The following is a 23,245-nucleotide window of genomic DNA, read 5'->3' as shown; positions in this document are numbered from 1 at the left end:
AATAATGATGCTAAAAGCCGAGCTTAGAAAAAAATATATGCAAAAAAGAAAAGCCTTGTCTACAGATGAGGCTTTCTTGTTATCTGAAAAAATTTTTAAGAATTTCATTCATTATTTCAAGCCTAAAGAATCAGAAAAAGTACATGTTTTTATCCCGATTGCGGCTAGAAAAGAAATTGATACCCAAATCTTCATTCAATATTTTATAGCGAATCATATACGTGTTTACGTTCCTAAAATTGTAGGTGACCAGTTGATTAATATCGAAATTTTTGAAGATACTGCTTTTGAAACCAACAGTTGGGGGATCTCAGAACCTGTTTCCAATGAGGATTCCGGTGAAAAGGATTTCGACTATGTCATTACCCCCTTGTTGTATTGTGATAGAAAAGGAAATCGGGTAGGGTATGGGAAAGGTTTTTATGACGGATTATTCCAAAGCATATCGGTAAATACAAAAAAAATCGGAGTCAATTACTTTGACCCCGATGAGTATGTGGATGATGTCTGGGAAAATGATATTCCCCTCGACTATTTGGTAACTCCTACAGAGGTGCTGTCTTTCTTAAGCGGTTTGGAATAAAAATCTAAAAAGTAGAATTTAAATTCCTTTTTAAGCTTTGAAGTAGACAGCAGGATATATTGTGCATTTTTTTCAAAGCTTCCTAAAGACTTGTTTTTATTGTCAAAATATTCCACATTAAACTTAGCGTAATCCAGTGTATCTTTTTTATAAAACTCTTTATAAACATTCAGATTGCTCACCTTTGCTGTTTTTGCTTTCATACTGTCCAGTTCTTTCAACAGTTTTTTAAAGGTCAAAGAATCGGGTTTGTGGAAATAGCTTTCCATCTGTGAATAAATAACAGTATCTATTTCTGTATTTCTGTTTCCGGTAAGATACAGAGTAGAAAGATCAAGAAGTTCCTGAACTTTCTGTTTTGTGATGGAATTGATCGCTTGCATACTGTCCATCTGTACAGCAGGATAGCTTTTTTCGTTGTTGCTGTTTCGTAGTTTATCGAGGTCGCTTACCTCTGAGGTTTTATTATTACAGGCAATGAATAAAGTCAGAAGCACGGTGAAAATTAAAAAATTATTTATTCTTTTCATCTGTGGTAGCAATTTTAAATTTGATGGACACAATTTTTCCTTTCGTATCCTTTTTCATTTCTATTACATTCAGGTTTTTCAGTGAGGTCGTTGGAGTGGTTACCAGAGTGATATATTTCTGTTTATCCAGTCTTTCTATTCCATAGGTATCATTGTCATATACCTGATAGATCACAGCATTGCTGCTGATAAGATTTTCCAATTGATTTCTTTTCTGCTTAATGAGAGCAAACTGTTCATCTGGATTTCCTCCTTTTATATCTTTTATAGAGAAATAATAGACCGCCATTTTATAATCATCTGGCTTGAGCTCTATTTTTTCTTCTTCAGGCGCATTTTCAAGGCTTCTGTTTACCTCCAGAGGTTCATAGAAAGGTGCACTGATCCGCATTTTCAAATTCTTATCCTTAGTAGAATAATAAAAACAATCACCCGGCTTTATTTTATACATCAATGGCGATTCATTTTCTTTTACCACCATTATTTCTAAAGTGTTGATCACAGAAACTCCTCTGTCCTTATCAATGAAACAATATTTATATGTTTTTGAAAAAAGAACATCTTTAAATCCTAAAAGGCCAGTAATGGTAATCAAGACCGAAGTAACCAGTGCCCAGGCATTCTTTTTAAAGAAATTTTTCTTGGGTGGAACGGATAAAATTTCAACGTTGTTTGTTGTTGTAGTGTTTTGTGTAACTTTTTGATTTTCAGTGTTTGTTTTTTGTAAATCAGTGTTTTCAGCGGTGTTTATTTCAATTTTTTTAGGTTGAACTTCGTTTTTTGGAAGTTCAGGAGATGCTGCAACTATTTTTTCAAGTTCATCGATTTCTTCCTCCTCCAAATTCTCATTTTCCTGTAGCAGTTCACCCGCAAAAAGATGCGTTTTTTTGAACTCGTACCAAGAGTCATAACCCGCATAGATACTCAGTAAATTGAGCATGTCTATCCTCGGTAATTTAGTGACTGGAGAATTTTTGAAATAGGTGTAAAATGACTTTTCACTGATGTTACCTTTCGCTTTTTTGCGCAGGTCTTCCTGAAAATATATTATATCTATACCCTTCCACTTGGAAATATCATCCTGTGAAGGGGTATACTCTTTTAAGTATTGACCCTGAACATCCCTTTTTAGCTGCTCAAAGTGTAAAAGATCTAAATCTGTCAATTTTTCAAAAAATAATTAAATTGTTGATTATCAGTTGTTTTTATTTGTAAAACTATTTTACAAAGGTATTACAATTATTTTTCATAAACAAACTTTCCAACTGCTCTACCTTTGTCTTGTTCAAATAACAGAACAGAATAAAATTTTATAAAACAATATTAACAAAATTAAATTTAATTTATTATGAAAAAGTCATTATTCGTAGCTGCTATCGCTGCAATCTCTCTAGTTGCTTGTAAAAAAACTGAAGCTACTTCTACTGAAGGAGCAACTGATTCTGCTGCTGCTAACGTAGCTGATTCTGCTGCTATAGTTTCTGATTCTGCTGCTAAAGTTGTTGATTCTGCTGCAACTACTGCTGTAGAAGCTACTAAAGATGCTGCTGCTGCTACTACTGCTGCTGGTGCTGAAGTTGCTAAAGATGCTGCTAAAGGAGCTGGAGAAGCTGCTAAAGGTGCTGCTGATGCTGCTAAAGGTGCTGCAACTGCTGCTAAAGATGCTGCAAAAGACGCTGCTAAGAAATAATTCTAAGCAAACGCTTAACAATAAAAGAACCGTTTCACCCAGTGAAACGGTTTTTTTATGCTTAGTCATTGCGAGCCGAAGGCGAAGCAATCTCATTGAGAACAAAGTTTAATAGAGAATGATATAAATAATACTTAAACCTTATTTATCCTTTCTTCTGTTTTAAAGATTCATAGCAGGTAATGGCCACAGCATTACTCAGATTTAAAGAATCAATACTTCCGGCCATAGGAATTAACGTGTTTTTTCCTTTTCCAATCCAGAAATCACTGAGCCCCGAATGCTCTGTACCGAATAATACAGCAGAACGCTGTTTGAAATCTCTCTTATAAAGATCTTCAGCGCTTTCATCCATAAGCGTAGTATAGATATTGAAACTGTTCTTTTGCAAAAACTCTAAGGTTTCTTCATTTTCAGCCTGGTATACTTCCATCCCGAAAAGACAACCTACACTGGATCTGATCACATTGGGATTGTAGAAATCGGTTTTCCCGTCAGCAACAATCAGTGCATCTACACCAAATGCCTCACAGCTTCTTAAAATAGCACCAAGATTTCCTGGTTTTTCTACTCCTTCAACAATAATTACGGTGGAATTTTCTTTAGGTTCAAATGAAGAAAGAGGGGTGTCTTTTGCAGTATAAATCCCGATAATCCCTTCTGAACTCCCTCTGTAAGCTATTTTTTCGTATACTTTTTCACTTACATAATGAATTTTCCCTCCGGGAAGACTTCCTTTAAAGATATTTTCACAGATAAAGAACTCCAGCGGTTCAAAATCATACTGCATTGCTCTTTCATTCTCCTGCTGGCCCTCTACTACAAAAACATTTGATTTCTTACGAAACCTGTTGTCAGTAAGGAGCTTAGTGACATTTTTTATTTTATCGTTTTGAAAACTTTCTATCAACATTCCGCAAAATTATGCAAAATTTATGATTGAAGTTCTCTGGTTTTGATAAAAAGACTTTTCCGGGTTATCTCAAATGAGATTTTATTTTTTCTTTTAAAATAAATAACAACTGCTATTATCACGATAATGGAGAATAGTTTATAGAGATTTCCATAGAGGTTTCCTGAAACATTTTCCGATACATTGAAGATTTCCCAGTACAGATTCATAAAGAAATGAAGGAAAATTGCTGTCCATAAGTTGTATTCTGATTCAAAATATACCCACGCAAAGAATAATGATCCCAGAAATGTAATAGCAAATATCTCGGCAAGTTCTGTTATATCCTGGCTTTGGTATAAATGTACCTGTGCAAAAAGTAGAGATCCCAGTAATGCAGATGATAAGAAACCGAGTCGGGTAAACCGATAGAGTATTCCGATAAGAAAAGCTCTGAAGATGACTTCTTCAAAAAAGGCTGAAGAAACCGTATTGATAAACAAAGATTCAAAGTTGATGGTACTGATAAGTCTGAAATGAATCAGATATCCAATAAGCATGGGAAGGGTTCCGATAAGAGCGAGGAAAAATCCACTGATTATAGGCTTGTTTAATGAAAATAAATTCAAAATATTTCTTTTGGGCAACAAGAGTTTTGAAGTGATTACCAATGGAATTAGAGTCACAGAATAGGCAATAACGTGCGCTATGGCTTTGCTCTGAAAGAGATTTTTTGAGAAGGTCTGGATACTTTTGAAACACAAAAGATCAAAAAAATAATAGGTCGTAAAACCCAGAATGAAAATTGAAAAGAAGCGGATGTTTTTACTCATGTCAGTTAATTTTTGAGCAAAAATGGGGCTTTAAATCAATGCTTTAAAATTAATGTGATGAATAGCAAGGAATAGTGACGAATGACAAAATTATGAATTCTGTTGCTGCAGTTGAGGGATGATTGCCGGAATGAAACTTCTTGAAACCGGGATTTCAAAATCTATTTCCGGAAGTATTAGTTTATATCCCTGAGCGTTTCCTTTGAGATTTTTGACCTTCCCAAGATTCACAACATAAGAACGGTGACATTTTTTGATGGAACCAGTTTCGATTTGTTGTAAAGCGTTGGATAAACTGATTCTGATTAACATTTTTTTTACACGAGTATTCTCTAAAAAGTAAAATGTACAGTAATTTTCCATGGACTGAGCACACAGGAAATCATTCTCATTGATGGTAAGCTCAGTATTCTGTGTGGATATTTTCAATAGACTTTGTTGCTGATCAGGAATAGAAACAGTTAGATGCTGAGAAATATCTTGAGCCATATTTTCATGAACGTTTTTCAAATAAATATACCGTGATAAAATATAAATGACCGATATCGGAATGCCGACTGCCAGAGAATAAAGAAGCATATAGAAGTAATTTCCAAGATCAAGTTCTACATGACTTAAAAATAATGAATTGTAAAAGTAGGAGAGTACAGATCCCAGGAATAAAATGATAATTATTTTCAGCAATTCTGATCCAATATTCCAGTTGGAGAATCTTGAAGTCGTAAGATTGGCAATAAAAAATGCAGCAGCGAAAATAATACAATACGGGAAAAGCAATACAAACTTATAAGGATGATGAAAGTTTTCCGTACCAAAAGGCTGAAAAATAATCAGAAACAGGTACACAGAAATTCCGGCTCCCAGAGAAGAAACAAGAATTTCTTTGAAGGATTCGGACGTTGGATAAGGATATGAGGCAAAAGAAAACATAAAATCCAGGATTTAGTTTTCTGATGGTTCAATAAGATTACTATTGTCAATAAGACTTTGTGGCAGATCTTTTTTGTTTTTGATTCCTAATGATTTCAGTTTCTGAGTCTGGATTACAAGATTATCATTTCCGGTATGAAGTTGTTTGTAGGCATCATTAAATACATTCTTCGCCTGGTCGAGATTTCGCCCAACTTTCTCCAGATTTTCCACAAATCCTACAAATTTATCATACAGTTTGGCACCACGTTCTGCAATTTCCATGGAGTTTCTGTTTTGGTACTCGCGTTTCCAAAGATCGGCAATTAGCTTAAGGGAAGTGATCAGATTGCTTGGATTAAGCAGAAGGATTCTTCTCTCATAGGCATAGTTCCAAAGATTTTGATCTGCCTGCATCGCTGCGATATAAGCAGGTTCGCTAGGAATGAACATCATCACGAAATCCAATGATTTTCCATAGTCATCGTATGCTTTTTGACTTAATTGATTAATATGATTTTTGATAGATCCAAGGTGCTGGCTTACTTTTATGGCGTACACATCTGCATCGGTTTCGTCAACCAATTCTGTGAAAGCAGTCAGTGATACTTTAGAATCAATGATGACATTTCTTTCATCCGGGTATTTTATCACAGCATCCGGACGCATTTTTTTTCCTGAAAATTCAGAGAATAAAGCATTATTATCTTCGTCGCGTAATTCATGTTCCAGGAAATATTCTCTTCCTTTTACTAGCCCTGATTTTTCTAGAATACTTTCCAGAATCATTTCGCCCCAGTTCCCCTGAGTTTTACTTTCTCCTTTCAGAGCGCGGGTCAGTTTTTTGGCATCCTCAGAAATCTGTTGGTTCAGTTCTGCCAGTTCTTTCACTTTTTCAGCAAGTGAGAAACGTTCCTTATTTTCCTTTTCGTAGGCTTCGTTGACTTTGTTTTTTAAGTCAGCAATTTTCTCCTGAAAAGGTTCCAGAATGTTTTTTAAGTTATTTTGATTTAAAGTGGTAAATTTTTCTGTTTTTTCCTCTAAAATCTTATTCGCCAGATTTTCAAACTGTAGCTTAGACTCCTCCTGGATTTTTATAATTTCATCTTTTTGGGTATCCAGCGATTTTTGGAGACCTTCATTTTTTGCTGAAAGCTCAGAGTTTTTAGCAAAAATAGACTGCTTTTCAAGAATATGAGTTTCTATCTGGGAAGTTTGTTTCTGATTGAGCTGTTTCAATTCCTGAAACTGGATATTGAGCGAAGAATGTTCTGCAGAGATTTTAGAAAACTCATTTTTCAGATCATCCAACAGATCCTGCTGTAGGATATTTAAATCTTTTTCTTTGCTGATATTCTGATTAAGTTCCTGAATCTTCAGCGTTGAATTTTCAAGATCAGATTGAGTTTTAATAGATAAAGTATTCAGCCCGTCATAAGAACTTCTTGAAACCATCGATGATTTCAATGCAAAATACAATATCACCGCTCCCAGTATACCGCCGGCAACAAACCCAATAATTAAATATATCATCTCCATCTTCCAAAATTATGAAAAAAGGATGGAAGAAGGATGTTGGAAGTTACTTATGGGTAGGTAAGAACTAATTATTTCTTAAAATTAATTTCAATATTTTTAAAAGGTGAATAAAATGGGGAACAATTGCTTTATAAAATTCTATTACCTCTATCTTCCAGCCTCCAGCCTCCTTTCTTAATTAGATTACCTATATTTATGGGAAATTTCAGAGACTTATGAATATTTTGTTGGTAGAAGATGATCAAAGAATCAGCAATTTCCTGATAAAAGGCCTTTCCGAGGCTGGATACAATCTTACTCTTGCAGATTCAGGAGAAAAGGCGCGTGAGCTTCTTCATACCTATGATTTTGATCTTATTCTGATGGATATCATGCTTCCCGGATTGGATGGGATGCAGCTTACCCAAATCATACGATTTAAAGGAAACTATACTCCGATTTTAGTTTTAAGTGCCCTGAACAGTCCGGATGACAAAATAAAAATGCTGGACATGGGAGCTGATGATTATTTATCAAAACCTTTTCATTTTGAAGAACTGATTTCAAGGATTAAAGCTTTAACAAGAAGAAATAAATTAACTTATCAGAAGGAAGATCAGTACTTGTCTTGCGGTAATATCACCATTGATACGGATCTTCACAAGGTTACACAAAACGATAAGGAAATTGAATTTTCCCCCACAGAATACAAACTTTTTACTTTCCTTATGGAGAATAAAAACAAGGTATTGAGCAGAACCCAGATTTTACACAACGTATGGGGAATTGATTTTGATAATACAACGAATGTAGTAGATGTTTATATTTCCTATGTCCGTAATAAGATTGACGAAACAGAACAGAAAATTATTCATACGGTAAAAGGAACCGGATATTTAATTAAAGACTGAAAATGACTCTCAGAAGCAGATTTACCCTTATTTCAAGCCTTTCATTCGGCATCGTTTCTATCATCACATCTGCGGTGATATTTTTTGCCTATTATGACAGTACCAAGATTTTTTATTTTGAAAAGCTACGGAATACGGCTCTTATTTCTGCTATTTATTATCTTGATAAAGATGAACTCCCGAAAGACCGGCATGCCCAGATCAAAAAAGAATACAATCACCTGATTCAAAATAATAGGGTAGCCGTCTACAACCAGAATAATGAGGTTACTTTTGGACAAAACCTTCATGATCAGAATATAAAGCCTTCTCACCTACAGGCAGTAAGGAATAATAAAGGCATGCAGTTTATGTCGGATAATCAGTTCTATTATGGAATTTTCTATCCGGATAACCAGGGAGATTTTGTGGTTTTTGTAAAATCCCCGAATGATTCATTTCAGTCACAGATTTTAAGACTGGCTATTATCATGCTTTCGGTATTGGTCATTGGATTGCTGGCGATCTATTTTCTGAGCAGATATCTTTCTAAGGTAGTTTATAAACCTATTTCCAATGTTGTAGAACGCATCAATAAAGTGGAATATAATAATATTTCTACTGCAATTATTACTTCTACCAATACTCATGATGAAATTGAAGATCTTATAAAATCTTATAATAAATTACTGGGCAGGATTTCTGAAAATGTACTCTTACAGCAGAACTTTATCAATTATGTTTCCCATGAATTTAAAACGCCATTGGCTGCAATCTCCGGAAATCTGGAAGTTTTCGCTCAAAAAGACCGGACTCCGGAAGAGTATAGGGAAGTGGCGAAGGAATCATTAGAGAATGTATATGAGATTGAAAATATTCTCAACAATCTTTTACTGATGTCCGGAATGACCAAACTTGAATCTTCTCATAAGCAAATGAGAGTGGATGAGCTGGTATGGAAAATTTACGAAAAGCTTGATCCTAAAGCAAAAGAAAACAATTCATCTATTAAAATACAGCTTCAGGTGACAAAACCTGCTTTGCTGGAATTTCCAGGAAATGAAACACTGCTCTATCTGGCATTATATAATATTGTAGAAAATGCGATCAAGTATTCCTATGATAAACCTGTGGTGCTTACATTATCTGAGAAGAACAGTCGGCTGTATATTGAGGTCAAAGATGAAGGAAGAGGAATTCCGTCAGATGATCTCGTGAAAATATCTGAAACTTTTTACAGAGGAAAAAATGTAGATACCGTGAAAGGAAGTGGAATAGGTTTATCTCTCTCAAAAAGTATCTTTGATCATCATCATATTGTAATGAAAATTGATTCTGCTATTAATGTCGGAACAAGCGTTCTCCTTGAATTCCCAGCTTATACCTAATTTTTTCTCGCAGATTTTTCTGATTGAGCAGATTCATGATCTTATAAAAAACATATTTATTTTAAAAATCTGCGTCATCGGCAAAATCTGCGATAACTTAAAAATCAATAGAAGCGGGTTTTAACCCGCTTACAAAATACACTCAAAATCCTTCGGCTTTAGCCAAAACATACTTAATCAAAAATATTTTCCAGAAATAAAAAAGATTCTAATCAAACTCTAATGTTGAACTAACCGAATTTTAATTTTGTTTAAAATTCCCTCTAATATTAGAAAAATAGCTTTGTAGTCTTAAATAAAAGACCCTTGAAGAAGCTATTTTTTACCCTATTTTATATTCATTGTTTCAGTTTCTTTTCTGCGCAGATTTCAGATACCCTGAAAATTGACAGAAAGGAAGCTGAAACAATTTTTTTGGCTAAAAACCTTGACATTATTGCCCAGAAGCTTGAAATTTCACAAGCCGAAGCAAGAGCAGTTCAGGCTAAATACTGGCCCAATCCAAAATTAAGTATCAGTGAAGTCAATCTATGGAGAACCTATGACATAGAAGAACAGCCGGCACTCATCGGAAACTGGGGGAAAAACACCCAGATTTCTGCTGAAATAGAACAGGTGATTCAGACGGCTGGAAAGAGAAGAAAAAATATTGAGCTCCAGAAAATAGAAATTGAAGGAGAGAAATATGAATTACAGGAAGTTTTACGTGAGCTAAAGAAGACATTAAGGAATACTATTACCGAGATTCTTTACAATCAGGAGCAACAGAAGATTTATCAGGGGCAGATTGCTTCCATTGAAAAATTAACAAAATCCTATAACAATCAATTGAATCTGGGAAATATCAGTAAAGCTGAATATGTCCGCTTAAAAGCACAGGAAATTGAATTTAAGAAAAAACTGATTTCATTAAAACAGGAAATTGAAGATCAGCAGGTAGAACTTAAGGCCTTATTGATGTTGCCTTCTCAATCTTATCTGGTAATCACAGATTCATTTGTGATGCCGGAAAGACAACTTTCAGAATTGGAGGTGGCACAATGGATGGAAAAGGCAAAAGAAAACCGCCCTGATATCATGATCTCAAGAAATAAAGAAAAACACGCTGCCAAAAACCTCGAAATACAAAATGCTATGAAAACTCCCGATGTAGCGGTTTCCATTGGATACGACCGTGGCGGAAATATCATGAAAGATTTTATAGGCTTAGGGGTTTCTATGGATCTTCCCATTTTCGACCGTAATAAAGGAAATATCCAGGAAGCCAGACTTGAAATTGAGAAAAGTAAACTTGAGACTCGTAAAAATATGCTGAAATCGGAAAATGAAATTGTCTCTATTTTCAGAAACTATATCCGGACACAACAGGTTTCAGAAGAAATTGATGAAAATTATGAATCTACGTTGGATGGTTTGCTGGTAAGTCATGAAAAAAACTTCAGACTCAGAAATATCAGCATGCTGGAGTATATGGATTTTCTGGATACCTACATAGGAAATAAAATGATCATACTGGATACTAAAAAAGAGCTTAATCAATACTACGAAAACCTGCAGTATGCTGTAGGACAAGATTTATAAGATATGAACAAAAATATTACCCAATACATTGCTGCAATTTACCTTTCTGCCTTTGTGATCTTTACAGGTTGTACCGGAGAAAAAGAAAATAAAGAAGTTGAAAAAAACTATTGCATCAGTAAAGAACTTAAAAAAGATATTAAACTGGTGAAAGCAGAAATGTTTCCCATAGAAGAAAGCATCACCCTTACCGGAGAAGTGGAAAGTAACTCGGATAAAACCGTTCCTTTTGTAAGCCTGGTGGATGGAGTGGTGATAGATACCTATTTCTCACTTGGGGATTATGTGAAAAAAGGACAGACTCTGGCAAGTATAAAAAGTACAGCGGTAAACGAAATGCAGGATGATTCCCAAACTTTACAGGCTCAGCTGGCAGTAGCCAAAAGAAAGCTAACCTCCGTGGAGGCGATGTATAAAGATGATATTGCCTCTCAGAAAGATTTACAGGAAGCACGATCGGAAGTAGCCATATTGCAGTCTAATATTTCCAAGACCCAGAAAAATATGCAGCTGTATTCAGCAGGAGGAAATACGATTCAGATAAAAGCTCCGGCGGACGGCTACGTTATTTCAAAGAATATTTCCAAAGGAATGCCTGTTACAGCAGGTGGAGACCAGCTTTTTACCATTTCCAATCTGGATAAAGTATGGGTAATGGCCAATGTGTATGCTACCAATATGAGACATGTGTATGTAGATCAGCCTGTAGTAGTGAAAACACTGGCGTATCCGGATGATAGCTTTTCAGGGAAAATCAATACTATTTCTCAGGTTTTCAATGAAAACGAAAGAGTCCTCAAGGCCAAAATCGTTATGGACAATAATGGGATGAAGCTAAGACCCGGAATGTCTGCAGATGTTGTATTACCTGTTAACTCACAGAATAAATCTGCATTGGCTATTCCTGCTAAAGCTTTGATCTTTGATAATAACCAAAGCTATGTAGTGGTATACAAAAAAGACTGCGATCTGGAGATAAGACCGGTAACGGAGATTGCTTCCAACAGCCAGTATATTTATGTAGAAGGAAATTTAAAGCCAGGTGAAAATGTCATTGCTTCCAATGGATTGCTGATCTACGAAAACCTGAAAACCCAAATAAATAATTCCACCAAGTAATGCGAAAGTTTGTACAGAATATAGTTTCCTTCTCTTTAAAAAATTCATTGATCGTTCTTTTGGGGACTTTTCTTTTGCTGGCCGGAGGAATCTATTCTTATATGCATACCCCCATTGAAGCATTTCCGGATGTTACCAATACAAGGGTAAGAGTCATTACTCAATGGCCGGGAAGAAGTGCTGAGGAGATCGAAAAATTTGTCACATTACCCATTTCCAAGGAAATGAATGCCATCCCGAATAAAACATCGGTGCGTTCTATTTCCTTATTCGGATTGTCTGTAGTAACTGTGATTTTGATGACCATGTCAATGATTTTTATGCCCAGCAATATGCTTCCAATAAACTCGGAAACGTAAACCTTCCTGCCGGGGCAGAATACAGCATTGAACCTCCTTCCGGAGCTACGGGTGAAATTTACCGGTATATTATTAAAAGTAAACTTCCCATCAAAGAAGTTACAGCAATCCAGGACTGGGTAGTGGAAAGAGAACTACTGGCAGTTCCCGGTGTTGCAGATGTAGTAAGCTTCGGTGGAGAAGAAAAAACCTATGAAATAAAAATTAATCCTACAGAATTACACAATTACGACCTTTCCCCCTGGATGTGTATGAAGCAGTTTCGAAGAGTAATATCAATGTAGGAGGAGATGTTGTGGCAAAAGGAGATCAGGCTTATGTAGTGCGGGGGATCGGTCTTTTGGAGAAGAAAGAAGATATTGAAAATATTAAGATCGAGGTAAAAGGCTCTACCCCAATTCTGGTAAAACATGTAGCTGAAGTGAAAATTTCAGCAAAACCAAGGTTAGGACAGGTAGGGTACAATAAGGAAAATGATGTCGTAGAAGGAATTGTCATCATGCTTCGTGGTGAAAATCCAAGTGAAGTAATTGCCAGACTGAAAGACAGAATTCAAGAGCTGAACGGAGGAGAACTGCCGGGAGATGTTCAGATTGTTCCGATCATTGATCGTACAGAACTCGTGAATACCACCGTTCATACCGTTTCCAAAAACCTTATTGAAGGGGTGATTTTGGTTTCGATTATCGTATTCATATTCTTATACAACTGGAGAACAACTTTCATTGTAGCATCAGTCATTCCTTTGGCTTTCTTGTTTGCCATTATTATGCTTAAAATTCAAGGGTTGCCGGCCAACCTGATTTCCATGGGAGCGCTGGATTTCGGACTGCTCCTGGAAGGAACGCTGGTCATCGTAGAACATGTCTTTGTTGCCCTCGAACTTAAAGCCAGGGCGATAGGAGTGCGGAGATTCAACAAAATCTCCAAACTGGGGATCATTAAGAAAAGTGCAGGAAGTGTGGCAAGCTATATTTTCTTTGCCCTTTTGATTCTTATTGTTGCTCTGATGCCAATTTTCTCATTCCAAAAAGTGGAAGGAAAAATGTTTTCTCCTTTGGCGTTTACACTGGGGTATGCATTATTAGGATCACTGATATTAAGTTTGACCTATGTTCCAGCGATGTGTAAAATTTTATTGACCAAGAATATTGAAGAAAAAGAAAATTTCATCTCAAAATTCTTCAAAGTAAATATCTATAGGATCTACGAATTCAGCGACCGTCACAAAAAAGGATTTATCATCGGTTTTGTTGCCTTACTTGCTATTTGCGGTTGGAGATTCTCCAATTATGGATCCGAATTTTTACCAAAACTAAATGAAGGAGCAATCTATGTAAGAGCAACCCTTCCCAACAGTGTTAATCTGGATGAATCGGTACGGTTGACCAAAGAGATGAAGGAGATTTTAATGAAATATGATGAAGTGAAATTTGTCATGACCCAGACAGGCCGTCCGAATGACGGTACAGATCCTACCGGTTTCTTTAATATCGAATTTAATATCCAGCTGAAGCCGGAAGGGGAATGGAAGAAAAAAATATCCAAAGAGGAACTTCTTGAAGAAATGAGAGTTTCCCTTGAAAAATATCCGGGAATCAATTTTGGATTCAGCCAGCCAATACAGGATAATGTAGAAGAATATGTTGCAGGAGTAAAAGCACCATTGGTTATTAAGATTTTCGGAAATGACCTCTTCGAGCTTGAAAATTATGCCAATAAAGTAGCCAATTCCATTAGAACAGTTCCCGGAATTTCAGATGTCAATGTGTTTAAAAATATTGGACTTCCGGAATTGAGAATACAGCTCCACGATTCTAAAATGGCAAAATATGGTATTTCCACAGCAGATGCACAGGCTGTCATCGAAATGACGATCGGCGGACAGGCTGCAACCAAGTTTTATGAAGAAGAAAGAATGTTTGATGTCATGCTGAGATTTGAAAAACAGTACCGTGACACTCCTGAAAAAATGGGGAATATTCTCATTCCTACACAGGATAATAAGAAAGTCCCATTGAAAGAAATTGCAACCATAGATTATCATACCGGACCATCATTTATTTATCGTGAAGGGAACAGCAGATATATAGGAGTTGGTTTTAATATTGAAGGACGTGACCTGGGAAGTACGATTCAGGAAGCAAAAGCGAAAGTAGATAAGGAAGTAAAACTTCCGAAAAATCATAAAATGACGTGGGCTGGGGAATTTGAAAGTAAAGAAAGAGCGGCGAAACAGCTGGCAATGGTAGTACCGATATCTTTAGTTCTTATTTTGATGCTGTTGTATTTCAACTTCGGAAATGTAAAAGATACACTGATCTCTTCCATTACACTGGCATTTGCGTTTATTGGAGGATTTTTATCCCTTTGGTTTACGGGAACTATCTTCGGAATCTCAGCGGGGATTGGATTTATCATCCTTTTTGGAGTAGCAACCATTGATGGTATCGTTCTGATCGGAGTGATGAAAGAAAATCTGCAAAGCAGAATGTCGCTTAAAGAATCCATTGCACAGGGAGTGAAAAGCAGAATACGCCCGGTGGTTATGATTGCCCTGATGGGATCTATGGGACTTCTTCCTGCAGCAATATCGAATGGAATGGGCTCAGAAATTCAGAAACCTTTAGCCATTATGATTGTTGGAGGGCTGATTGTCTGTATGCTGCTATCATTTACAATACTGCCAATTATTTTCCATTATGCCTATCGCAAAAAGCATAAGGAAACACTATAGTTTCTTTTATTTTGTTCATTATGAGGCCGGGATCCGTGAGGAAGATCCCGGCCTTTTTATTAAGAATTCTTTGTAGATTCCAAAATCTCAATATTTTTCACGACATCAATACTTTCACACTTTTTAAATTCTTTTAAAAGAGCGGGAGTGAGGATCTTCGGATTCAGAATTTGTGTAGCAACTTTTGCTGCGGCATAATCTACGATGCCAATAACCGATTCTCTTAAGAAATTCGGAGTATTGGAAGCTATCACGGCGGTCGCCCAGGAAGTATCTCTTGCTTTGGAAATGGCAAAATCAAGTACAATATTATCTTTTCCGTTGGAGAGCTTGTCAATGAGATCCACGGGATAACATATTTTGTTCAGAGAATCCTGCACATTTTGATTGATGGAAGCAATGACATTATTAATATTCTCGAAATCTTTTTTTAATGGATTTATTTTCCGGTAGGGCATGATTGCAGCAGCAGAAACACCAAGATCGAGATTGATATGAGCATTCATGCCAAGGAATATATGCTGTAATATCAATAGGTTTTTGTTTTTGGCAGCTTCAAAAGCGATATACCATGAATTAGTGCATTTTTCTCCCTTGTTATAACTTTCCCATGCCTGAAGATATCTTTGTGCAAAAGCAACATCGAGTGATGTCATTCTGGGATTATCCTCAAATTTTTTCTGCTGAATTCCCTTCAGAACCTGTGCGGTCATGATCCGGTAGGTACAGGCAAAATATCCTGCAGGACTCTTGTTTTCTTTGCACCAGATAATGATTTCATCCAGTTTTTTAAGAACTTCCTCAATGGTTTTCATGATGGTTTTTTGTTTATTTAAAGATAATAAAAAAGTGAGCCGGAAAGCTCACTTTATGTATTGTTCATTCAGATTATGGAGTGAAGATAATCGGATCAGTAATGATAATCGGATCAGGAAAAGGTTCAAGAACCAGTGGTTTGCACATGGCTGCCGGTTGGCAGCTTCCCCCCATACATATAAAATTAGTCATCGTGGTTGTGCCGTCAGGACATCTGATCATCCCTTCACCATGGCATCCTCCCGGGCATTGTGCCGGATACAGTGTTCCTCCGAATACCTCTTTCAATTCCGTTCTTGAAAGTTTTGTTGAATTCATTTTTTTCATGAGATTAATTTTTAATTGGTTTGTTGTTAACTTGCTTACAATGAGTTATGTAGTTTTAGTGTACTAAATGCTAAAATAATTAAATTAATTCATTATGACAAGAGATATTGTTATTGTTTTAAATAATTTTAATTTATAATGATTTGAAATGTAGGTTTTTAATAAATAAATTGTATTTTTAATTCCAGGTAAAGAGAAATAAAAAGAGGAATCCGAAAATCTTCAAGAGTAGGAAATTAAACTAAACAAAATTAATCATGAAAAATTTAAAAAACTTAAACAGGAAAGAGTTAAAAACTGTTTTAGGAGGTGCAGCATTAGCTTGTGAAACACCTGTAGATGGAGGATGTCAGGCAGGGTATATTTTCTGTAGCAATCCTTATTGCTGTTATCCGCCAAGAAGGCCGTATATCTGTCTTGATTAAAAACAAATAAAAATAGGCTGTCTTCAAAGACAGCCTATTTATTTTTAATAGGGTGATTTTTTACGTTTGTATATAAAATAAGCTTGACTTTATTATCCATAATTTCCAGAATGCCATGTTTATGTTGAAGATAAATACTTTGATGGCTCTCTGATTTTTTTATAATGAAAGGGTTGTCAGAGAAAAGTTCATTACCAATTGTTTGTACAGTATGAAACTTATCGTTTCTAAGTTCTGAAATGGTAGTTTTTGTTTGGTTATAATTTGATAAAATTGAGTACAGTTTTTTATCATATACAAAGCTAGTCATGAGGGCTACTCCGATGGAATCAACCATTTCTTTTGTTCCTTTTGAAGAATGAGACTCATATTTTCTTGTAATAATGTCAGGATTATAAATAGGGATTGTATCGGTTTGTTCCATCTTTTCAGGATCTGTAATTTCTAGAATATCCGAACTGCCAGTACCATGTGACATAGAATTGGAAATGTAATATTTATTTTTGATTTTATTTACAGCAACCGGGCAGGTTGCTTTTGCGTAATATATTTTTTTTGATTTTTTATTTTTAAAATAGACCGTTCCTCCCCATTCTCCTGAACAGGTTTTCCATACTTCATATGTTGTATCACTATAAAGTAGCCCCTGAGGGGATAAGGCTTTTAATTTTTTTAAATCATTAACAATATCTCTGTCAACCTTTTCTGTTGTAAATTCAAAAATGGCTGGCTGTTTTGTACAGTTTGTCATTAATAATATAGAGAAAAGCACAAATAGAATTCGTGCTTTATTTTTATTAAGGATTTTCTTTTGAAACTTCATCATGATGTTTAAGATATAAAGGCAGAGCTGCTGAACCATACCAAGGGAAGATTTCATAACCGAAAACCCCAGCCTGAACTGCGGGATCTGTTTTTACCCATTGTTCAGCTTCTTCCTTAGATTTTGTATTAAAGATGAACATGCCGCGGTAATTTTCTTTATTCTTTTCTAGAAAAGGTCCGGCTACGATGATTTTGCCTTCATCAGCAAGTTTACCGATGTTGGTCATATGGCCTTTCATCACTTCGCTCATTTTAGCTTTGTCTTCAATCTTGGTGGAGCCGGTTGTCAGCATGACAATCGTATAAGGTTTCATACCATATTGATCAGCTCCTAAAGAAGTTGCCAATTCCTGATTAAATTTTGGTTTTCCTGCTTTCTTTTCCTGTGCAAAGGATAATGCGGATATGAGGAGGCATGCGGTTAGTAATGGTTTTGATTTCATCTTGTTTTATTTTGATAAATATAATAAAAACCTTAAAAATTTATGAGCACTGAATTTCAAAAAATGATATGATACAAAAAAACCTCGATGGTTACGAGGTTATATCTAATTGTTCAGATAAGTTTATTTTAATCTTTTATTCTTAAAAATTCTTTTGCCAGTTCAATCATTTTAGGATCTCCGGTATACTTACCATGTTCATCAGACAATTTTACCGTAGGAATCCATTCTTTATTAGTGGCTTGTACCCCAATAAGTTTCATGACAATATTCATGGGTTTCAATCCTACATCATTCGTTAGATTAGTTCCTATTCCGAAGGATATTCCTATTTTTCCTCTGCAGTAGTTGGTAATTTCTTCTACTTTTTCAAGATTTAAGGCATCAGAAAATATAATGTATTTAAACATAGGATTGATCCCGTTTCTTTGATAGTGAGCAATTGTTTTATCGGCAAATTCCAAAGCATCTCCACTATCATGGCGTACACCATCAAAAAGCTTTGCAAATTTTTTGTCAAACTGCTGGAAGAAAACATCAGTGGTATACGTATCAGATAAGGCAACTCCAAGATCACCTCTGTATACATCTACCCAATGTTCCAAAGCCATTTCATTGGCCATTTTGAATCCATATTCAGCAGCGTGGAACATAAACCATTCGTGAGCATGGGTCCCGATGGGCTTTACGCCATACTTCATTGCGAAATGCACGTTTGAGCTTCCTATAAAAGTAGATTCTTTTTTTTGTGTTAAAGCTTCCATCACCAAATTTTGCACCTTATAAGAATGTCTTCTTCTGGTTCCGAATTCGGCAAAGGTTACTCCAAGCCTGCCTAATGAGTCTGCTTTTTCCAGTGTTTTGCTCATCACCACTTCATTGGAATCTCTTTCCATATGGTTCATTTCGTAATGCAGCTCACTGATCAATGCCAGTAAAGGAACTTCCCAAAGGATCGTTCTATACCAAAGTCCTTCTACAGTGACAGAAAGATCTCCTCCTTCCTGATGAATTTTCACTTCAGATGGATCAAAATGGTATCCTTCTAAAAAATCCAGATAGGGAAGATCAATATAAGGACATGTTCTTGCCATGAACTTTTTTTCGTCTTTCGTAAGTTTAAGTTCTGCCATTTTGTTAACAGCTTCCCTTAAAGCAGCATCAAATCCCACCGGAAAGTGGTGTTTTCCTCTGTTGATAAATTCATATTTTACAATAGAACCAGGGAATAGTTTTACCACCGCATTCTGCATGGTTATTTTATAGAAATCATTATCTAGAATAGAGTTCAATCTTACGTCGTTCATGATATGTGTAATTTTAACGCAAATATAAAAATAAAAAATAAAATCGCCTAAATGTAAGGCGATTTTTTTGAAATATTTCAATCCTTTTTATGGAGTTATTTTCCAAGATAAGAATTGTACATCCAAACTTCTTTCTCCTGTTCGGTAATATAGTCGCTCATTTGCGAATTGGTACCTTCATCTCCCGCTTCAGCAGTAATATCTAAAAGTTCTCTCTGCAGATCAATCACGACTTTGAATGAATTTAAAATCAGTTCAACACTTTTCGTTCCGTCAGTTACCTCTTTGCTTTCTTTAATCGTAGCTACTTTTAAATAATCTGAATAGTTGTGGGCAGGAATTGCACCCAGTGTAAGAATTCTTTCTGCAATTTCATCAATCTTTAAAACAAGGCTATTGTATAATTCCTCGAACTTCGGATGAAGTGTAAAGAACTGTTCTCCCTTGATGTTCCAGTGTGACCCTCTTGTATTCTGATAAAATATAGAATAGTTGGCTAACAGTGCATTTAATTTTTCTGAAATCTTTTTACAATCGGCTTCTTTAAGGCCAATGATACTAGCATTTTTCATATGTATATATTTATTTTTTTTAGGTTAAATAGATCGCCGGCTCCATTGGATAAGTTTTGAAATACCGTTTTGGCGATTGTATGAGTTGATCATTTGTATATCCCAAATTTACGAAATATCGTGCCGAACTCCTCTCTTTATTAATAGATGATAACTATAAGAAAATTTTTAAAAATAGTTTGGATGTATCAGATAAAATACTTGGGTTCTATTTTGGATATGAAACTTTATAAAAAAAATACAATGATGCAAATTTCATAATTATTTAATACTCTTTTTTTACGCTGTAAAATATATTTTTTCTGGTCTCTTTTCCGCATGGAGATTATACTTCTTTGGTTATTATATTGAAATGCATTTGATTTTGGATGTAAGTCTTTGATTTTAATTTTCATATAAGTATTTGCAGATTAAAAAATATTACTATTTTTGCACCCTAAAATAAAAAGCAATTAAATGCCTACTATTCAACAATTAGTAAGAAAAGGAAGAGCCACGCTTGCCAAGAAGAGCAAATCGGCTGCCCTTGATTCTTGTCCACAAAGACGTGGTGTATGTACGAGAGTATATACAACTACACCGAAGAAACCTAACTCTGCACTTAGAAAAGTAGCAAGGGTAAGACTTTCTAACGGTAAAGAAGTTAACGCCTATATCCCGGGCGAAGGACATAATCTTCAAGAGCACTCGATAGTATTGGTTAGAGGCGGAAGGGTGAAAGACCTACCGGGAGTACGTTACCACATCGTAAGAGGTGCATTAGACACAGCTGGTGTAAATGGAAGAACTCAGAGAAGATCTAAGTACGGAGCTAAGAGACCTAAACCAGGACAAGCACCTGCTGCTCCTGCAAAAGGAAAGAAAAAATAATCATTAAATAAGGTACAAAAGCAATGAGAAAGACAAAAGCGAAAAAAAGACCGTTGTTACCAGATCCAAAGTTTAATGATCAATTGGTAACGAGATTCGTAAACAACTTGATGCTTGACGGTAAGAAGTCAATTGCATTCAAAATATTCTATGATGCACTAGAGATCGTAGAAACTAAAAAAGGAGAAACGGAAAAAACTGCCCTTGAAATCTGGAAAGATGCACTTACAAATGTAATGCCTCACGTAGAAGTACGTTCTAGAAGAGTAGGTGGAGCTAACTTCCAAATCCCTATGCCAATCAGAGCTGATAGAAAAATTTCTATGGCAATGAAATGGTTAATTAGCTACTCTAAAAAGAGAAATGATAAGTCTATGGCTTTGAAATTAGCTAATGAAGTAGTAGCTGCTTCAAGAGAAGAAGGTGCTGCTTTCAAAAAGAAATCTGATACTCACAAAATGGCGGAAGCTAACAAAGCTTTCTCACACTTTAAATTCTAATTAGAAATGAGTAGAGATCTTAAATTTACAAGAAATATTGGTATTGCTGCCCATATTGATGCAGGTAAAACTACCACTACAGAAAGAATCTTATTCTACACTGGAGTTAACCATAAAATTGGAGAAGTTCACGATGGTGCTTCTACAATGGACTGGATGGAGCAGGAAGCAGAAAGAGGTATTACTATTACTTCTGCTGCAACTACTTGTTCTTGGAACTTTCCAACAGATCAGGGTAAAATTTTACCTGAAAGTAAGCCTTACCACTTCAACATTATCGATACACCGGGACACGTTGACTTCACAGTAGAAGTAAACAGATCTTTAAGAGTATTGGATGGATTGGTATTCCTTTTCTCTGCAGTAGATGGAGTAGAGCCTCAGTCTGAAACAAACTGGAGACTTGCTGACAACTATAAAGTAGCAAGAATGGGATTCGTAAACAAAATGGACAGACAAGGTGCTGACTTCCTTAACGTGGTAAACCAGGTTAAGACGATGTTAGGATCAAACGCAGTTCCAATCGTTTTACCAATCGGTGCTGAAGAAGATTTCAAAGGTGTTGTAGACTTAATTAAAAACAGAGCGATCATCTGGGATGAAGCAGGACAAGGAGCTACTTTTGAAGTAGTGCCAATTCCTGAAGACATGAAGGCTGAAGTTCTGGAATACAGAGAGAAATTAGTTGAAGCTGTTGCTGATTATGATGATACTTTGATGGAGAAATTCTTCGAAGATCCAGATTCAATTTCAGAAGAAGAAATCAACGAAGCTCTTAGAAAAGCAACTATCGATTTATCTATTATCCCAATGACTTGTGGTTCTTCATTCAAGAATAAAGGAGTACAGTTTATGTTGGATGCAGTATGTAAATACCTGCCTTCTCCATTGGATAAAGATGATATCAAAGGAACTGACCCAAGAACAGATCTTGATATTACAAGAAAACCATCTGTAGACGAGCCTTTCGCAGCTTTAGCATTTAAGATTGCTACCGATCCTTTCGTAGGAAGATTAGCATTCTTCAGAGCATACTCTGGAAGACTAGATGCAGGTTCTTATATCTTGAACACTCGTTCAGGAGATAAAGAAAGAATCTCAAGAATCTATCAGATGCACGCTAACAAGCAAAATCCTGTAGAATATATTGAAGCAGGAGATATTGGTGCAGCGGTAGGTTTCAAATCTATCAAAACTGGTGATACTATGTGTGATGAGAAACACCCAATCGTTCTAGAATCGATGGTTTTCCCTGATCCGGTTATTGGTATCGCTGTTGAGCCTAAAACTAAGGCAGACCAGGATAAAATGGGTAACGCTCTAGCTAAATTAGCTGAAGAAGATCCTACTTTCCAGGTTAAAACTGACGAAGCTTCTGGACAAACGATTATCTCAGGAATGGGTGAACTTCACCTTGACATTCTTGTAGATCGTATGAGAAGAGAATTCAAAGTTGAAGTTAACCAAGGACAGCCTCAGGTTGAATACAAAGAAAATCTTACAAGAGTTGCTCAACACAGAGAAGTTTACAAAAAACAATCTGGTGGTAAAGGTAAATTTGCTGATATCGTATTTGAACTAGGACCTGCTGACGAAGGTAAAATCGGTTTAGAATTCATCAATGAGATCAAAGGTGGTAACGTTCCTAGAGAATTTGTTCCTGCAATTGAAAAAGGCTTTAAAGCTGCAATGAAGAACGGTCCTTTGGCTGGTTTCGAAGTTGAAGGTATTAAAGTTGTTCTTAAAGACGGATCTTTCCACGCAGTGGATTCTGATGCTCTTTCTTTTGAAATGGCTGCTAAATTAGGATTTAAAGAAGCGGGACGTGCTGCTAAGCCAGTAATTATGGAGCCTATTATGAAACTGGAAGTTGTAACTCCAGAAGAATATATGGGTAACATCATTGGTGACCTTAACAAGAGAAGAGGTACAATCAGTGGTCAGGAAGAGAAAAATGGAGCTGTTGTAATCAAAGGTTCTGTTCCACTTTCTGAAATGTTTGGATATGTAACTACTCTAAGAACACTTTCATCAGGAAGAGCTACTTCTTCTATGGAATTAGAGAAGTATCAAGCTACTCCACAAAACGTTGCTGAAGATATCATAGCTAAAGCAAAAGGTTAATTTTTAA

The 23,245-nt window shown here is 35.9% G+C and carries 22 protein-coding genes and 1 pseudogene; 11 read left to right on the top strand and 12 right to left on the bottom strand.

Features of this window, described 5'->3' with window-relative positions; translation table 11 throughout:
- The first annotated feature begins 7 nt into the window (after window positions 1-7).
- The gene (locus LF886_RS22995; RefSeq protein WP_236854345.1) at window positions 8-583 is read left to right on the top strand and encodes a 5-formyltetrahydrofolate cyclo-ligase; all 576 of its coding nucleotides are present in this window, start codon (window positions 8-10) and stop codon (window positions 581-583) included.
- Here LF886_RS22995 and LF886_RS22990 read toward each other — a convergent pair.
- On the bottom strand, window positions 532-1,113 hold the full coding sequence (locus LF886_RS22990) for a hypothetical protein (protein ID WP_103232467.1): 582 nt from the start codon (window positions 1,111-1,113) through the stop codon (window positions 532-534). The two genes, LF886_RS22995 and LF886_RS22990, sit on opposite strands and share 52 nt — an antisense overlap.
- Entirely contained in the window at window positions 1,097-2,278 is a 1,182-nt protein-coding gene (locus LF886_RS22985) for a hypothetical protein (protein ID WP_236851956.1), read from the bottom strand. Before LF886_RS22985 ends, LF886_RS22990 begins: the two co-directional genes overlap by 17 nt.
- A gap of 183 nt (window positions 2,279-2,461) precedes the next feature.
- On the opposite strand from LF886_RS22985, the gene LF886_RS22980 reads away from it, so the two are divergent.
- Window positions 2,462-2,803, top strand: coding sequence for a hypothetical protein (locus LF886_RS22980; RefSeq protein ID WP_236851955.1), 342 nt, complete (start codon window positions 2,462-2,464; stop codon window positions 2,801-2,803).
- A 145-nt stretch (window positions 2,804-2,948) separates the two neighbouring features.
- On the opposite strand, the gene LF886_RS22975 is transcribed toward LF886_RS22980, so the two are convergent.
- The 4 genes from LF886_RS22975 to rmuC all read right to left on the bottom strand — a co-directional run bounded on the left by LF886_RS22975 (window position 2,949) and on the right by rmuC (window position 6,976).
- Window positions 2,949-3,716 (bottom strand): TrmH family RNA methyltransferase, encoded by a 768-nt coding sequence (locus LF886_RS22975; RefSeq protein WP_236851954.1) that lies wholly within the window; start codon window positions 3,714-3,716, stop codon window positions 2,949-2,951.
- A gap of 20 nt (window positions 3,717-3,736) precedes the next feature.
- Entirely contained in the window at window positions 3,737-4,528 is a 792-nt protein-coding gene (locus LF886_RS22970) for a CPBP family intramembrane glutamic endopeptidase (RefSeq protein ID WP_236851953.1), read from the bottom strand.
- Between the two features lie 90 nt (window positions 4,529-4,618).
- Window positions 4,619-5,458 carry a LytTR family DNA-binding domain-containing protein gene (locus tag LF886_RS22965; RefSeq protein WP_236851952.1) on the bottom strand — a complete coding sequence of 280 codons (840 nt, stop codon included), beginning with the start codon at window positions 5,456-5,458 and terminating at the stop codon, window positions 4,619-4,621.
- A gap of 12 nt (window positions 5,459-5,470) precedes the next feature.
- Window positions 5,471-6,976 (bottom strand): DNA recombination protein RmuC, encoded by a 1,506-nt coding sequence (gene rmuC, locus LF886_RS22960; protein ID WP_236851951.1) that lies wholly within the window; start codon window positions 6,974-6,976, stop codon window positions 5,471-5,473.
- A gap of 215 nt (window positions 6,977-7,191) precedes the next feature.
- Here rmuC and LF886_RS22955 point away from each other — a divergent pair, with 215 nt between their 5' ends.
- From LF886_RS22955 to LF886_RS22935, 5 genes and pseudogenes are all read left to right on the top strand, one after another.
- Entirely contained in the window at window positions 7,192-7,866 is a 675-nt protein-coding gene (locus LF886_RS22955) for a response regulator transcription factor (RefSeq protein ID WP_103235602.1), read from the top strand.
- Between the two features lie 2 nt (window positions 7,867-7,868).
- A complete protein-coding gene (locus tag LF886_RS22950; RefSeq protein ID WP_236851950.1) occupies window positions 7,869-9,233 on the top strand; it encodes a sensor histidine kinase in 1,365 nt (454 codons plus the stop codon).
- A gap of 306 nt (window positions 9,234-9,539) precedes the next feature.
- Window positions 9,540-10,814 (top strand): TolC family protein, encoded by a 1,275-nt coding sequence (locus tag LF886_RS22945; protein WP_236851949.1) that lies wholly within the window; start codon window positions 9,540-9,542, stop codon window positions 10,812-10,814.
- Between the two features lie 3 nt (window positions 10,815-10,817).
- Window positions 10,818-11,933 carry an efflux RND transporter periplasmic adaptor subunit gene (locus LF886_RS22940; protein ID WP_236851948.1) on the top strand — a complete coding sequence of 372 codons (1,116 nt, stop codon included), beginning with the start codon at window positions 10,818-10,820 and terminating at the stop codon, window positions 11,931-11,933.
- A pseudogene (locus LF886_RS22935) lies at window positions 11,933-15,029 on the top strand (efflux RND transporter permease subunit). The gene LF886_RS22940 and the pseudogene LF886_RS22935 overlap by 1 nt, the downstream one beginning before the upstream one ends.
- A 59-nt stretch (window positions 15,030-15,088) precedes the next feature.
- On the opposite strand, the gene LF886_RS22930 reads toward LF886_RS22935, so the two are convergent.
- Window positions 15,089-15,844, bottom strand: a complete 756-nt coding sequence (locus LF886_RS22930) for a DUF5995 family protein (protein ID WP_236851947.1) — start codon at window positions 15,842-15,844, stop codon at window positions 15,089-15,091.
- 73 nt (window positions 15,845-15,917) lie between these two features.
- A complete protein-coding gene (locus tag LF886_RS22925; RefSeq protein ID WP_236851946.1) occupies window positions 15,918-16,172 on the bottom strand; it encodes a hypothetical protein in 255 nt (84 codons plus the stop codon).
- 257 nt (window positions 16,173-16,429) lie between these two features.
- Here LF886_RS22925 and LF886_RS22920 point away from each other — a divergent pair, with 257 nt between their 5' ends.
- Complete coding sequence (locus LF886_RS22920) at window positions 16,430-16,597, top strand: bacteriocin-like protein (protein WP_185147153.1); 168 nt, start codon at window positions 16,430-16,432, stop codon at window positions 16,595-16,597.
- A gap of 34 nt (window positions 16,598-16,631) precedes the next feature.
- Here the strand turns inward: LF886_RS22920 and LF886_RS22915 are convergent, their stop codons facing one another.
- The 4 genes from LF886_RS22915 to LF886_RS22900 all read right to left on the bottom strand — a co-directional run bounded on the left by LF886_RS22915 (window position 16,632) and on the right by LF886_RS22900 (window position 19,744).
- Window positions 16,632-17,423 carry a hypothetical protein gene (locus tag LF886_RS22915; protein WP_236851945.1) on the bottom strand — a complete coding sequence of 264 codons (792 nt, stop codon included), beginning with the start codon at window positions 17,421-17,423 and terminating at the stop codon, window positions 16,632-16,634.
- Window positions 17,395-17,865, bottom strand: a complete 471-nt coding sequence (locus tag LF886_RS22910) for a YciI family protein (RefSeq protein ID WP_236851944.1) — start codon at window positions 17,863-17,865, stop codon at window positions 17,395-17,397. The genes LF886_RS22915 and LF886_RS22910 overlap by 29 nt, the downstream gene beginning before the upstream one ends.
- Before the next feature lie 128 nt (window positions 17,866-17,993).
- A complete protein-coding gene (pncB, locus tag LF886_RS22905) occupies window positions 17,994-19,172 on the bottom strand; it encodes a nicotinate phosphoribosyltransferase (protein WP_103232424.1) in 1,179 nt (392 codons plus the stop codon).
- A gap of 95 nt (window positions 19,173-19,267) precedes the next feature.
- Window positions 19,268-19,744 (bottom strand): Dps family protein, encoded by a 477-nt coding sequence (locus LF886_RS22900; protein WP_236851943.1) that lies wholly within the window; start codon window positions 19,742-19,744, stop codon window positions 19,268-19,270.
- Window positions 19,745-20,200: 456 nt separating this feature from the next.
- Here LF886_RS22900 and rpsL point away from each other — a divergent pair, with 456 nt between their 5' ends.
- The 3 genes from rpsL to fusA are packed head-to-tail and all read left to right on the top strand — an operon-like array spanning window position 20,201 to window position 23,238.
- Window positions 20,201-20,614 carry a 30S ribosomal protein S12 gene (gene rpsL, locus LF886_RS22895; protein WP_027381287.1) on the top strand — a complete coding sequence of 138 codons (414 nt, stop codon included), beginning with the start codon at window positions 20,201-20,203 and terminating at the stop codon, window positions 20,612-20,614.
- Between the two features lie 23 nt (window positions 20,615-20,637).
- Window positions 20,638-21,114: a 30S ribosomal protein S7 gene (gene rpsG, locus LF886_RS22890; protein WP_089734635.1), complete on the top strand. Its 477-nt coding sequence runs from the start codon at window positions 20,638-20,640 to the stop codon at window positions 21,112-21,114.
- 6 nt (window positions 21,115-21,120) lie between these two features.
- On the top strand, window positions 21,121-23,238 hold the full coding sequence (gene fusA, locus LF886_RS22885; RefSeq protein ID WP_236851942.1) for an elongation factor G: 2,118 nt from the start codon (window positions 21,121-21,123) through the stop codon (window positions 23,236-23,238).
- The last annotated feature ends 7 nt before the right edge of the window (window positions 23,239-23,245 follow it).

Source organism: Chryseobacterium sp. MEBOG07, assembly GCF_021869745.1.
GTDB classification, from domain to species: Bacteria; Bacteroidota; Bacteroidia; order Flavobacteriales; family Weeksellaceae; genus Chryseobacterium; species Chryseobacterium viscerum.
Note: the sequence above shows the minus strand (reverse complement) of the source record. Positions and strands in the feature narration are given on the sequence as shown.